Consider the following 12,989-nt stretch of genomic DNA (forward strand, 5'->3'; position numbering starts at 1 on the left):
GCGCTTGCGGCGCTTCTTGATCAGGGAGCCCATAGCAAGGGCTGACCGTACTCGGCGCCGGCGGACCCGGCCAAACCGCGCAGGATGGCCCGCGCGCGGCGGTAACGTCACCCGGGGTCGGGGGTGGTGTAACGGCAGCACAGAGTCCTTTGGAGTCTCGAGTCGAGGTTCGAACCCTCGCCCCCGAGCGAGACGCTCCCGACGACCGACCGGCGGCGGAAGGAACGGCACCTGCGATGAGCCCCTACCGACCGATCACCGCCGTCGTGCTCGCGGCCGGCGAGGGAACCCGGATGAAGTCCTCGACGCCGAAGGTGCTGCACCCGCTCTGCGGTCGGCCGATGCTGCTGCACGTCGTCGACGCGCTGTGTGCGCTGCCGCTCGAGCGCATCGTCGTCGTCGTCGGTCACGGTGCCGAGCGCGTCACCAAGACCCTGCAGGAGCAGCTCGCGACCGAGCTGCCGGTCGAGTTCGTCGAGCAACGTTCGCCGCGCGGCACGGGTGAAGCCGTGAACGTCGCGCTGAGCGCGAGCACGTTCGACGACCTCGACGCCGAGGACGACCTCATCGTGGTCCCCGGCGACACGCCGCTGCTCACCCCCGAGACCCTCGCCGCGCTCGCGACCGAGCACCGCGTCTCCGACGCCGCGGCCACCGTGCTCACCACTCGGCCGAGCGACCCGACCGGCTACGGCCGCGTGCTGCGCGACAAGAACGGCGGCGTCGATCGCATCGTCGAGCACAGCGACGCGACCGAGGAGGAGCGCGCGGTCGACGAGATCAACACGTCGATCTACTGCTTCCGCCGCAACCTGCTCGCGCCCGCACTGCGGCGCATCAGCCCCGAGAACGTGCAGGGCGAGTACTACCTCACCGACGCGATCGAGGTGCTGCGCCGCGCCGGCCATCACGTGCACGCCGTCGAGGCCGATCCCGCCGAGGTGGTCGGCGTCAACGACCGCGCGCAGCTCGCCGAGGCCGAGGCCGTGCTCCGAAGCCGCATCAACACGCGCTGGATGCGCGAGGGCGTCACGATGGTCGACCCCGACCGCACCTACGTCGACGCCACGGTCGAGCTCGAGCCCGACGTGCGCCTGCTCCCGGGCACGATCCTCGAGGGCCGTACCGTGATCGGCGGCGGGTCGGTGGTCGGACCCGACGCGCGCGTCGTCGACTCCGTCGTCGGTGCGAACAGCACGATCGCGAGCTCGGTCGTCGCCGAGTCCGAGATCGGCGATTCGTGCACGGTCGGCCCCTTCGCGAACGTCCGCGCGGGCACGCGCCTCGCGACCGGCGCGAAGGTCGGTGCCTTCGTCGAGACGAAGAACGCCGACATCGGTGAAGGCACGAAGCTCCCGCACCTCTCGTACGTCGGTGACGCCGACGTCGGCCCGCACGCCAACATCGGCTGCGGCACGATCACCGCCAACTACGACGGCGTGAACAAGCACCACACCACGATCGGCGCCGACGTGCACACGGGCTCGAACTCCGTGCTCGTCGCGCCGGTGACCGTCGGCGAGGGGGCGACGATCGCCGCGGGCGCGGTCGTCACGCACGACGTGCCGCCCGGCGCGCTCGCGAAGGGCGCGCCCGCGCGGTTCACCGACGGTCATCAGCGCCCCGGCGCCCGCAGCGACGAAGACTCCTAACATTGCCGTCGATGAAGCAGTTCACGCCGGAGAAGACCCTCGTCGTCGTCGCCGGGCGGGGGCATCACGAGCTGGCCGACCAAGTCGTCGAGCACCTGCACACGCCGCTCGGCGAGGTCGTGCTCTCGACGTTCGCGAACGGCGAGATCTACTGCCGGTACGGCGACAGCATCCGCGGCAGCGACGTCTTCGTGTTCCAGAGCCACTGCGATCCGATCAACGACCGGCTCATGGAGCAGCTGATCATGATCGACGCCGCGAAGCGCGCGTCGGCGAAGCGCATCACCGCGGTGTGTCCGTTCTACGGCTACGCGCGCCAGGACCGGAAGGCGGAAGGTCGCGAGCCGATCACCGCGCGTCTCGTCGCCGACATGCTGTCGGCCGCGGGCGCCGACCGCGTCGTGTCGGTCGACCTGCACACCGGGCAGATCCAGGGCTTCTTCGACTTCCCGGTCGACCACCTCACCGCGGTGCCGGTGATCGCGGAGTACCTCGCGTCGGCGCTCGACGGCGACGTCACGGTCGTCTCGCCCGACGCCGGCGGCGGCAAGCTCGCGCACCGGTACGCGACGCAACTCGAGGAACGCACCGGGCTCGACATCGAGCTCGCATTCATCGACAAGCGCCGGCCGAAGGGCGTGCACAACGTCGCCGTCGCGACCGAGGTCGTCGGCGAGATCGAAGGGCGCGTGTGCGTGCTCGTCGACGACATGATCGACACCGCAGGCACAGTCGTGAGCGCCGCGAACCTGCTCGTCGACCGGGGCGCGACCGACGTGCTCATCGCCGCGACGCACGGACTGCTGTCCGGGCCCGCGGTCGACCGCTTGAAGAACGGTCCGATCCGCGAGGTGATCCTGAGCAACACGCTCCCGATCTCCGACGAGAAGCAGTTCGACTCATTGCGCGTGATGTCGATCGCGCCGCTGCTCGCGGGCGCGATCGACGCGATCTTCTGCGACGGCTCGGTCTCCGGCCTCTTCGGCGGCGACAACCTGTAAGCATTTCCGGCGTCTCGTCGGACGGGGGGATTCGGCATGACTGTGAGGCGTGCGCTCGCCGCGGTCGCTTCGGCGGCAATCGTCCTGTCGGCGTTCGCGGCCACACCGGCGAACGCGGAGGGGCCGCCACCGACGGTCGCGCTCGCGCCCAGGTCGGGGCGGGCGGGCCGGCAGGTGACGATCACCGGGAGCGGATTCACGCCCGGCGACCTGCTGCGCGTCCGCTACGTGACCGGTCTCGCCTCACCCGAGCGGGTGACGCTCTGCAAGGTCCTGGCCGGTCCTGGCGGCACCCTCGCGTGCAAGCCGCGGATCCCGATCGACGACGCCGGGCCGATCGGTCGTCATCATGTGACCGTCGTCGACGTCACCCATCCGCTCGCCGCCCACGCCGTCGCGATCTTCCGCCTGCGCTAGCCGGCGCGAACGAGGCCGCTTGCCGAATGCGCCCCACGCCGCGAGGCTTCTCGCGGGTCGGGCGCGTGGCGCGTCGATTCGATCTCCGGAAGGTGGGGCGGCATGCGAGCAGTCCGAGTGGTTCTGGTCCTCCTCGTCGCGGCGATCGCGGGCGCGCCGGCGCTGACCGCGTCGGCCGCGACTGCGAGTCACAACGTGGCCGGCGACATCGGTGACTACGCGGGCAGCGGCGTCAGCGGCCCGACCGACATCGCCGCGGGACCCGACGGCGCGCTCTGGTTCACGAACGCGACGAACGCGTCGATCGGGCGCATCACGACGAGCGGGAAGATCACCCGCTTCCAGTCGAAGAAGATCGTCGATCCCGGCGGCATCACCGCGGGTCCCGACGGTGCGATGTGGTTCACGAACGGCGAGGGATCGATCGGACGCATCACGACCGCGGGCGCGGTCTCCGTGTTCAAGAACCAGCAGATCGCCTCGAACACCGACAGCATCACCGTCGGCAGCGACGGCGCGTTGTGGTTCGCGCCCGCGGGGAGCGGCGCCGGCCGGCTGACGACCGGCGGCCACTTCACGTTCTTCAGCGGGTTCTTCGCCGACCACCTCACCGCCGGACCCGACGGCTCGCTCTGGTACACGAACTCCGGCACCGACAAGATCGGCCGGGTCACGACGAAGGGCAAGGACAAGGAGTTCAACGGCGACGCGCTCCGCCCGCAGGGCATCACCGCCGGTCCCGACGGCGCGCTGTGGTACGTGGGCCAGAACTCGATCGGGCGCATCACGACCGACGGCCACGCGACGTCGGTCTCGGCGAAGAACGTGCATTTTGGTCGCGACATCGTCGCGGGCTCCGACGGCGCGCTCTGGTACACGAACACCAAGCCGAGCTCGATCGGGCGCATCACGACCGCCGGCCACGCGAAGGTGTTCCAGAACCCGTGCATCATCGGCCCGACCGCGATCGCGGCCGGCCCCGACGGCTCATTGTGGTTCGCGAACACGACCGCCGACTCGATCGGCCGCGTCACGACGGCCGGCACGGTGCGCTGCTTCAACCCGAGCGGGATCAGTAATCCCGAGGCGATCGTCTCCGGTCCCGATGGCGCCCTGTGGTTCACCAACTCGGGCGGGAACTCGATCGGGCGCATCACCACCGCCGGGAAGATCACGCATTACGCCGACCCGAGCATCGACGAGCCGATAGGAATCACCGTCGGTCCCGACGGCGCGCTGTGGTTCACGAACATCGGCAACGACTCGATCGGGCGCATCACGACGGCCGGCGCGGTGACGAACTTCTCCGACTCGACGATCGCGCGACCGTTCGACATCGTCACCGGCTCCGACGGCGCGCTGTGGTTCACGAACACCGCCAACAACTCGATCGGGCGCGTCACCACCGCGGGGGTGATCACGAACTTCTCGAACCGGCGGACGCGGGACCCGGAAGGCATCACCGCGGGACCGGACGGGAACCTCTGGATCGCGGACTTCCCGCGCAACACGATCACGCGCCTCACGACCGCGGGACGCGCGACGGCGTTCACCAAGAATGAGGAGATCGACGGGCCGAGCGACATTGCGGTAGGACCCGACGGCGCGCTCTGGTTCGCGGAGCTCGGCGATCAGGTCGGTCGCATCACCACCGACGGCGACGTCACGACGTTCCCGGTCCCCCTGTCGGATGTCCCGGCGCAGCTCGTCGCCGGCCCCGACGGCAACATCTGGTACACGGGCATCTTCGACGTGCTCGGCCGGCTCTCGACGAGTGGCCACCTCACGACCTTCACGGCACCGACCTTGCGCGGCACGAGGGGCATCGCCGTCGGCCCCGACGGCGCGATCTGGTTCACGAACCAGACCGGCGACTCGATCGGGCGCATGCCGATCCCCGAGTGAGTCCAGTGGTACTGCGTTCCCGGCGTATCGCCGAGGAACGCAGTACCACCGAACCACCGAGCCGGGTCGAGGGGCGCCAACGGGGACCGACCTGGCAGAATGGGAGGTTCCCGCGCCCTGACGTCCCGGGCCGCCGCTCTCGATCGAGGTAGCCAGCCATGCCCGATGCCACGCTGATCGCGCAGAAGCGCACCGAGACCGGATCGGCCGTCGCCCGCCGGCTGCGACGCGACGGCCGGGTTCCGGCGGTCGTCTACGGCCTCGGCGGCGACACCGCGTCGGTGACCGTGCCCGCGCACGAGCTCGACCTTCTCCTCCGCAGCGCGAGCGGCGGCAACACGCTGATCACGCTCAAGAGCGACGAGGGCGACCAGCTCGCACTCGCCCGTCAGATCCACCGCCACCCGGTTCGGGGCACCCTGATGCACGTCGACTTCATCCGGGTGCGCGCCGACCAGACGATCGAAGCCGAGGTTTCGATCCAGTTCGTCGGCGAGGCCGAAGGCGTCCGTGAGGGCGGCCTCCTGGAGCAGTCGCTCTTCTCGCTCACGGTCGAGGCGCTGCCCGGCGACATCCCGAACGCGATCGAGCACGACGTCACTGCGCTCGTCATCGGCGACTCGATCCACGTGAGCGACCTCTCGGTCCCGAGCGGCGTCACGGTCGTCACCGATCCCGAGACCACCGTCGGCCACATCTCCCAGCCGCGCGTCGCCGAGGAAGAGACGCCGACCGAGGGCGAGGCCGCCGAGGGCGAAGGCGCCGAGGGCGCGGCCGAGGGCGCGGCGCCCGCCGCCGAAGCGAGCTCGGAGTAACCGGGCGGGCGGCACGACGCGATGCTGCGGCGCGGCGAGCGAACCGGCACGCCGGCCGACCTGCTGGTCGTCGGCCTCGGAAATCCCGGCGCGGAGTTCGTCGGGACGCGTCACAACGTCGGTGCCGAGGTCGTCGAGCTGCTGGCGCGCCGGCACGGCGCGCGGCTCAAGAAGGGCAAGGAGCGCGCGCTCGTCGACGAGGTGCGCGTCGACGGCAAGCGCCTCGCGCTCGCAGTGCCGCTCACGTACATGAACGACTCCGGCCAGGCGGTCGCATTGCTCGCGCGCCGCTACGGCGTCGAGCCCGACCACCTCGTGATCGTGCACGACGAGCTCGACCTGCCGACCGCGGTGCTGAAGGTCAAGGTCGGCGGAGGGCTCGCGGGCCACAACGGGCTCCGCTCGATCAAGTCGCACCTGCACAGCGACGCATTCGTGCGCATCCGCATCGGTGTCGACAAGCCGCGCAGCAAGGAGTTCGGCGCCGACCACGTGCTCGACCGATTCTCCAAGCGCGACCGTTTGGAGATCGACGTCACGATCGAGGACGCGGCCGACGCGACCGAGTTGATCCTCAGCGACGGCGTCGACGCCGCGATGAATCGGTACAACACGCGCGCGGTATGACGCGCTCGTGAGTCCGTCGAACGCCGCGCCCGAACCGACCGCTCCGCTCGCGGGTGTCGCCGCGCTCCTCGCCGAGGAGCCCGCGGTCGTCGCGGCGAGCGGTGGTGGCGGGCAGTCGGTCGCGGTCGGCGACGCGGCGCGCCCGTTGTTCCTCGCCGCGCTCGCGCGCGCGACCGCGCGCACGCCGATCGTCGTCGCCGCGCCCACCGCGGCCGACGCCGAGCGCATCGCGCACGACCTGCGGCAGCTGCTCGGGCCCGACGCGGTCGAGCTGTTCCCCGCGTGGGAGACGCTGCCGTTCGAGCGCGTGTCGCCGAACCTCGAGACGATGGGTCGCCGCATGCGCGTGCTGTGGCGCCTGCGGACGCAGGGCGACGCGAGCGCGGGTCCGTGCGTCGTCGTCGCGCCCGTGCGCGCGCTCGTGCAGCGGCTCGGCCCGAACGTCGCCGAGGTCGAGCCGGTCACGGTCGCCCCCGGCGGGCGGCTCGACCGCGACGAGTTCGTCGCCCGCCTCGTCGAGCTCGGCTACCGGCGCGAGTACCAGGTCGAGGCGCGCGGCGAGGTTGCGGTGCGCGGCTCGATCGTCGACGTGTATCCGGTGACGGCCGATCACCCGGTCCGGATCGATCTCTGGGGCGACGAGGTCGACCGGCTCGGCGAGTTCTCGATCGCGGATCAGCGCACGACGCGCGAGCGCGACGCGGTGACGATCTTCCCCGCGCGCGAGCTGTTGCCGACCGACGACGTGCGCGCCCGTGCGGCCGCCCTCATCACCGAAGAGCCGTGGGGCGCCGCGCAGTGGGAGCGCATCGAGCAGGGCCAGACGTTCGACGGCATGGAGTCGTGGCTGCCGTGGCTCGCACCCGACGAGCGCCTGCTGCCCGACCTCCTCGGTCCGGGCGCGCTGGTCGTGCTCCTCGAGCCGCGCCGGCTGCGCGATCGCGCGCAGGACCTGCTCGACGAAGAGGCCGCGCTCGCCGACGCGCTCTCGACGACGTGGGGCGCGACCACCGGCGACGCGCTGCCGCGCCTGTCGCTGCCCTTCGACCGGCTGCTCGCGTCGACGCGCGCCGGTGTGGTGCCCGTGCTCAACACGCCCGAGGGCCCCGACACGCCGCACCTCGCGGCCGGCGCGTTCGATCCCGTCGTCGGCGACTCGGCCGCGCTGTCGAAGCGGCTGACCGCACTGCGCGCCGAGGGTTACCGCGTGTTGCTCGCGGCGGAGGGCAAGGGCTCCGCGGACCGGCTCGCGCAGGTGCTCGCCGACGAGGGTCTCATGGTCGACGTCGTGGCGTCGGTTCCGCTGCGCTCGCCGTTGTTGCAGCAACCGGGCGCGCACATCGTCATCGCGCCGCTCGATCGCGGCGCGGTCGTGCCCGGAGCGTTGGTCGCGCTCGTCGCGGAAGCCGACCTCACGGGCCGTCGCCGCGTGCATCGCACACCGCGCGGCGCGCGTCGTACGCAGGACTACTACGAAGGGCTCGCGCCGGGCGACTACGTCGTGCACCGCCAGCACGGCATCGGTCGGTTCGGCGGCATGGTGTCGCGCACGATGTTCGAGCTCGAGCGCGACTACCTGCTCGTCGAGTTCCGCGGCGACGAGAAGGTCTACGTCCCGACCGACCAGATCGACATCATCCGCAAGTACACCGGCGGTGACACACCGAAGCTGTCGAAGATGGGCGGCGCCGACTGGCAGAAGACGAAGTCGCGCGTGCGCGATGCCGTGCGCGACGTCGCGGGCGAGCTCGTCGTGCTCTACCGCCGGCGACTCGCGACGCCCGGCCATCAATTCGCGCCGGACACGCCGTGGCAGCACGAGGTCGAGGACGCGTTCCCGTACGAGGAGACACCGGACCAGCTCCAGGCGATCATCGACACCAAGTCCGACATGGAACGGGCCATCCCGATGGACCGGCTCGTGTGCGGCGACGTCGGCTACGGCAAGACCGAGGTCGCGATCCGCGCCGCGTTCAAGGCCGTGCAGGACGGCATGCAGGTCGCGCTGCTCGTGCCGACGACGTTGCTCGCGAGCCAGCACGGGCAGACGTTCCGCGAGCGCTTCGCGAACTATCCCGTGCGCGTCGAAGCGTTGTCGCGTTTCCTCAGCACGAAAGAGCAGAACGCGGTGCTGCGCGGGCTCACCGACGGCAGCGTCGACATCGTGATCGGCACGCACCGGCTGCTGTCGGACGACATCAAGTTCCACAACCTCGGGCTGCTGATCGTCGACGAAGAACAGCGCTTCGGCGTGATGCACAAGGAGAAGATCAAGCAGCTGCGCGCGGGCGTCGACGCGCTCGCGCTCTCGGCGACCCCGATCCCGCGCACGCTCGAGCTGTCGCTCACGGGCATCCGCGACCTATCGCTGGTGAACACGCCGCCCGAGGACCGGCAGCCGATCCTCACGTACGTCGGTCCGTACGACGAGCGCGCGGTCGCGGAGGCGATCCGCCGTGAGCTGCTGCGCGAGGGCCAGGTCCTCTACGTGCACAACCGCGTGCAGGACATCGAGCAGGTCGCGCACGACGTCCGTGAGCTCGTACCCGAAGCGCGCGTCGACGTCGCGCACGGGCAGATGGACGAAGGCCGGCTCGAGCGCGTCGTCACGTCGTTCTGGGAAGGCGAGTTCGACGTGATGGTGTGCACCACGATCGTCGAGAGCGGCCTCGACATGCCGACGGTGAACACGCTCGTCGTCGACCGCGCCGACCTCCTCGGGCTCGCGCAGCTCTACCAGCTACGCGGCCGCGTCGGCCGGCGGGGCCAGCGCGCATACGCGTACCTGTTGCACCCGCCGGACCGCGCGCTGTCGGAAGAGGCGTACGAACGGCTCAAGACGATCGGCGAGTACACCGACCTCGGATCGGGTTTCAAGATCGCGCTGCGCGACCTGGAGATCCGCGGCGCGGGCAACCTGCTCGGCGCGGAGCAGTCGGGTCAGATCGCGGCCGTCGGGTTCGACCTCTACATGGAGATGGTCACCGAGGCCGTCGGCGAGCTGACCGGCGAGACGACACCGGAACCGGCCGAGGTCGCGATCGACCTGCCCGTCGACGCGCACCTGCCGCGCGACTACATCGCCCGCGACGACGTGCGGCTCGAGGCCTACCGCCACCTCGCCGCGGTCACGACCGACGCCGACGTCGACGATGTCGCGAGCGAATGGGCCGACCGCTACGGCCCGCCGCCCGCGCCCGCCGCGGCGCTGCTCGACGTCGCGCGCCTGCGCGTCGCGTGCCTCGTACGCGGGATCCGCGAGGTGTCGCTCCAGCGCGGGCGGGCCCGCTTCACCGGGCTCGAGCTGAGGAAATCCCAAGAGGTTCGGCTGCGCCGGCTCGCGCCCGGCGCGGTTGCGGTCGACGGTGTCGTCACCATCCCGTTCGCCGGGCCCGGCAAGGCCGGATCGATCGCCGAGGCGCTGCGTGCCGTGCTGGCCGAGATCGCTCCCGCCGAAGCGGCGCCGGTAGCATCGACCCCGTCATGAGCCCCCTCTCCGTGCGCCCCGGGCGCGCCCGCGCCGGCGCCGGGGTGCTCGTCGCCGCGACGCTCGCCCTCCTGCTCTCCTCGTGTGGCAGCACGACGGTCGCGTCGGTCGTGCGCGTGAACGCGGTCACCGTCGACGGCACCGCCATCTCGCGCAAGAGCTTCGAGCACGACATCAGCGCGCTCGCGGCGAACACGAAGCTCAAGGCGCTCGACCAGTCGGTCGCATCGCAGGGTTCGAGCAGCACGCGCCTCTTCGACGAGACCGGTCACCCGACGCGCAACCTCACCACCAGCTGGCTCAACCGGCTCGTGAATCAAGTCGTCGTCGACCGCGAGTTCAAGTCGATGCACCTCAAGGTCACGGCGACCGACGTGACCGAGGGCAAGTCGCAGTTCGCGCAGCTGTTCGCGTCGCAGAGCGACGACGGCACCGCGCTCGTGAAGGCGTTCCCTCCGTGGTTCCAGAATCAGGAGGACGCGCGCGAAGCGCGCCTCGTCGCGGTGACGACCGTGCTCGACGCGAAGCACCCGATCACGCAGGCGCAGGAGCACGACTTCTACACCAAGAACGTCGGCAGTCTCTGCCCGTCGGGCTTCAGCGTCGCGCACATCCTCGTGAAGACACAGGCCGAGGCGCAGGCGATCGAGACGCAGCTCTCGCAGGGTGTCGCCTTCGGCACGCTGGCGAAGCAGAAGTCGACCGACACCGGATCCGCGAAGAACGGCGGAGCGCTCGGCTGCCTGTCCGCCAATGAGTTCGTCGCCGAGTTCCAGACCGCGGCCGAGGCCGCAACGGTGAACGTGCCGACGCAACCGGTGCAGAGCCAGTTCGGATGGCACGTCATCCTGAAGACGAAGTACGTGGCGCCGTCGTTCGCGTCGCTCGAGCCGCAGATCCGTCAGCAGATCCTGCAGCAGGAGAACCTCCTGCAGCAGTTCGTGTCGGCGGGGCTGAAGAAGGCGACCGTGCACGTCGATCCGGTCTACGGCACGTGGAACCCGAAGACGTTCCGCGTCGACGCGCCGAAGGTGCCGTCGGTGCGTGACTCGCGCAACGGGTCCAGCACCTCCACCAGTACGCCGACGCCCACGACGTGAGCGCGCGTGTCGTTGTCGTCGGGCTCGGACCCGCCGGCGCCGACCTCGTGCTCCCTGCCGCGCGCACTGCGCTCGAACGCGCCGGTCGCCGGTACGCGCGCACGCTGCGCCACCCCGCCGCGCAGGAGCTGATCGCGGCCGGGATCGCGATGACCGGCTTCGACTCGGAGTACGACGTGGGCCGCGATCTCGACGCGGTGTACGCCGCGATCGTCGACGCGTTGCTCACCGCGGCGCGCGACCACGGTGAGGTGGTCTACGCGGTGCCGGGCAGCGCGACGGTCGCCGAGCACACGGTGGTGCGACTGCACGAGCGTGCGCCGGCCGCAGGCGTCGACGTCGAGATCGTGCCCGGTCTGTCGTTCGCCGACCTCGCGTGGGCGCGGCTCGGCATCGACTCGTTGCGCGGCGGCCACGTCGTCGACGCGCATTCGTTTGCGACCTCGGCGGCCGGCCACTCCGGCCCGCTGGTGATCGCGCAGTGCGACAGCCGGCTCGTGCTGTCCGAGGTCAAGCTCGGGCTGCTCGAGGCGCTTCCGCCGGAGACGCCGGTGACCGTGCTCGCGCGGTTGGGTCTGCCCGACGAGTCGGTGCACACCGTCGCGCTCGAAGACCTCGACCGCGTCGTCGAGCCCGACCACCTCACGTCGGTCTTCGTCGACACCGGCGAGCTGGCGGTCGCCGGGGAGTTCGCCGCGCTCGTCGCCTTGACCGAGCGGTTGCGCGGCCCGGGCGGCTGTCCCTGGGACGCGGAGCAGACCCACCATTCGCTCGAGCGTCATCTCCTCGAAGAGGCCTACGAGGTCGCGGAGGCGATCGACGAGCTGCCGGTCGACGCGCCCGGCGGTGACGAGCCGATTGCCGCGGGTGCGTACGACAACCTCGAGGACGAGCTCGGCGACCTGCTCTTCCAGGTCGTGATCCACTCGGTGCTCGCGCGCGAGGCGGGCGCGTTCACGATCGCCGACGTCGCGCGCGGCATCCACACGAAGCTCGTGCGCCGGCATCCGCACGTGTTCGGTGAGGTCACGGTCGAGGGCAGCGGCGACGTCGTGCGGAACTGGGAGCAGATCAAGCGCGACGAGAAGGGGAGCGACTCGCTCGTCGCGGGCGTGACGATGAGCCTGCCGGCGCTGCTGCTCACACCGAAGCTGTTTCGCAAGGCCACGTCGATCGGACTCGATCCCGCGGCGGATGCCGCGGCGCGCGCGGCGAGCGCGCTGGCCTCGCTCGAGCGCGGCGCCGACGCGCTCGGCGAGCTGCTCGGCGCGGTCGTTGCGTTGGCCTGGGCGCGCGGACTCGACCCCGAGGCCGCGCTGCGCGCCTGGGCGCGCGAGTACCGCGACCGGTTCGCGGCGATGGAACGCCAGGCTGCGGCCGACGGCGTCGAGCTCGTCTCGGCTCCGGCCGACGTGGTCGCCGCCGCGTGGGACCGCGCCGCCGGCGCCTGAGGCGATTTGCGCGGTGGTGCTGGGTTCGCAGCCGCGCTCACGTGCGTCGACGGCGGCGATCGGTGAGCCGGGCCGCCCGGTCAGGACGAAGCTTCGTCACTCCACGGCGGGGTTCGTCCCAGCGGTTGAAGAAGGTCGTCTCGGCGGTCGGCTTGCGGGCGGTCGGTCCGAAGTTGCCCTCGGGGTAGCCGAGTGGGATGCAGAAGTGGAAGCGGGCGTCGCCGGGGATGTCGAACATCTCGCGGAAGCGATCCATGACCGACGGGTGCAGGGTCGTGGGTACCGAGCCGATCCCGATCGCGCGCGCCGCGAGCATCAGGTTCTGTACGGCCGGTATGACCGAGTCGGCCGGTCCGTCACGCAACGCCAACGCGAGCACGATGCAGGGCACGTCGCCCACCGTGTCGGCCAGCGCGGCCGCGGGATGGAAGCGCCTCGGGAGATCGTCGCACTGGTCGAAACCTTCGTCGTGGCGCGTCGCCCACCAGGCTGAGTCTTCCGCAATCCCCGGCCGTCGTCGGTTCCGATTCGAGC

The 12,989-nt window shown here is 71.0% G+C and carries 10 protein-coding genes and 1 tRNA gene; 10 read left to right on the plus strand and 1 reads right to left on the minus strand.

The window, feature by feature from the left end; translation table 11 throughout:
- Nucleotides 1–117 precede the first annotated feature (117 nt).
- From VH914_16995 to VH914_17040, 10 genes are all read left to right on the plus strand, one after another.
- A tRNA-Gln gene (locus tag VH914_16995) sits at nucleotides 118–188 on the plus strand.
- Nucleotides 189–236: 48 nt separating this feature from the next.
- Entirely contained in the window at nucleotides 237–1,652 is a 1,416-nt protein-coding gene (gene glmU / locus VH914_17000; protein ID HEX4492906.1) for a bifunctional UDP-N-acetylglucosamine diphosphorylase/glucosamine-1-phosphate N-acetyltransferase GlmU, read from the plus strand.
- Nucleotides 1,653–1,663: 11 nt separating this feature from the next.
- Nucleotides 1,664–2,653, plus strand: coding sequence for a ribose-phosphate diphosphokinase (locus tag VH914_17005; protein HEX4492907.1), 990 nt, complete (start codon nucleotides 1,664–1,666; stop codon nucleotides 2,651–2,653).
- A 36-nt stretch (nucleotides 2,654–2,689) separates the two neighbouring features.
- Complete coding sequence (locus VH914_17010; protein ID HEX4492908.1) at nucleotides 2,690–3,070, plus strand: hypothetical protein; 381 nt, start codon at nucleotides 2,690–2,692, stop codon at nucleotides 3,068–3,070.
- A 117-nt stretch (nucleotides 3,071–3,187) separates the two neighbouring features.
- The gene (locus VH914_17015; protein ID HEX4492909.1) at nucleotides 3,188–4,975 is read left to right on the plus strand and encodes a hypothetical protein; all 1,788 of its coding nucleotides are present in this window, start codon (nucleotides 3,188–3,190) and stop codon (nucleotides 4,973–4,975) included.
- Nucleotides 4,976–5,133: 158 nt separating this feature from the next.
- The gene (locus VH914_17020) at nucleotides 5,134–5,790 is read left to right on the plus strand and encodes a 50S ribosomal protein L25 (GenBank protein ID HEX4492910.1); all 657 of its coding nucleotides are present in this window, start codon (nucleotides 5,134–5,136) and stop codon (nucleotides 5,788–5,790) included.
- 21 nt (nucleotides 5,791–5,811) lie between these two features.
- The gene (gene pth / locus VH914_17025; protein HEX4492911.1) at nucleotides 5,812–6,417 is read left to right on the plus strand and encodes an aminoacyl-tRNA hydrolase; all 606 of its coding nucleotides are present in this window, start codon (nucleotides 5,812–5,814) and stop codon (nucleotides 6,415–6,417) included.
- 7 nt (nucleotides 6,418–6,424) lie between these two features.
- Nucleotides 6,425–9,904, plus strand: coding sequence for a transcription-repair coupling factor (gene mfd / locus VH914_17030; protein HEX4492912.1), 3,480 nt, complete (start codon nucleotides 6,425–6,427; stop codon nucleotides 9,902–9,904).
- A complete protein-coding gene (locus VH914_17035; GenBank protein ID HEX4492913.1) occupies nucleotides 9,901–11,004 on the plus strand; it encodes a peptidylprolyl isomerase in 1,104 nt (367 codons plus the stop codon). Before mfd ends, VH914_17035 begins: the two co-directional genes overlap by 4 nt.
- Entirely contained in the window at nucleotides 11,001–12,455 is a 1,455-nt protein-coding gene (locus tag VH914_17040) for a MazG family protein (GenBank protein HEX4492914.1), read from the plus strand. Before VH914_17035 ends, VH914_17040 begins: the two co-directional genes overlap by 4 nt.
- A 37-nt stretch (nucleotides 12,456–12,492) precedes the next feature.
- Here VH914_17040 and VH914_17045 read toward each other — a convergent pair whose 3' ends face one another.
- On the minus strand, nucleotides 12,493–12,846 hold the full coding sequence (locus tag VH914_17045; protein HEX4492915.1) for a nitroreductase family protein: 354 nt from the start codon (nucleotides 12,844–12,846) through the stop codon (nucleotides 12,493–12,495).
- Nucleotides 12,847–12,989 lie beyond the last annotated feature (143 nt).

The sequence above is a fragment of the Acidimicrobiia bacterium genome (genome assembly GCA_036271555.1).
Taxonomy (GTDB): Bacteria; Actinomycetota; Acidimicrobiia; order IMCC26256; family PALSA-610; genus DATBAK01.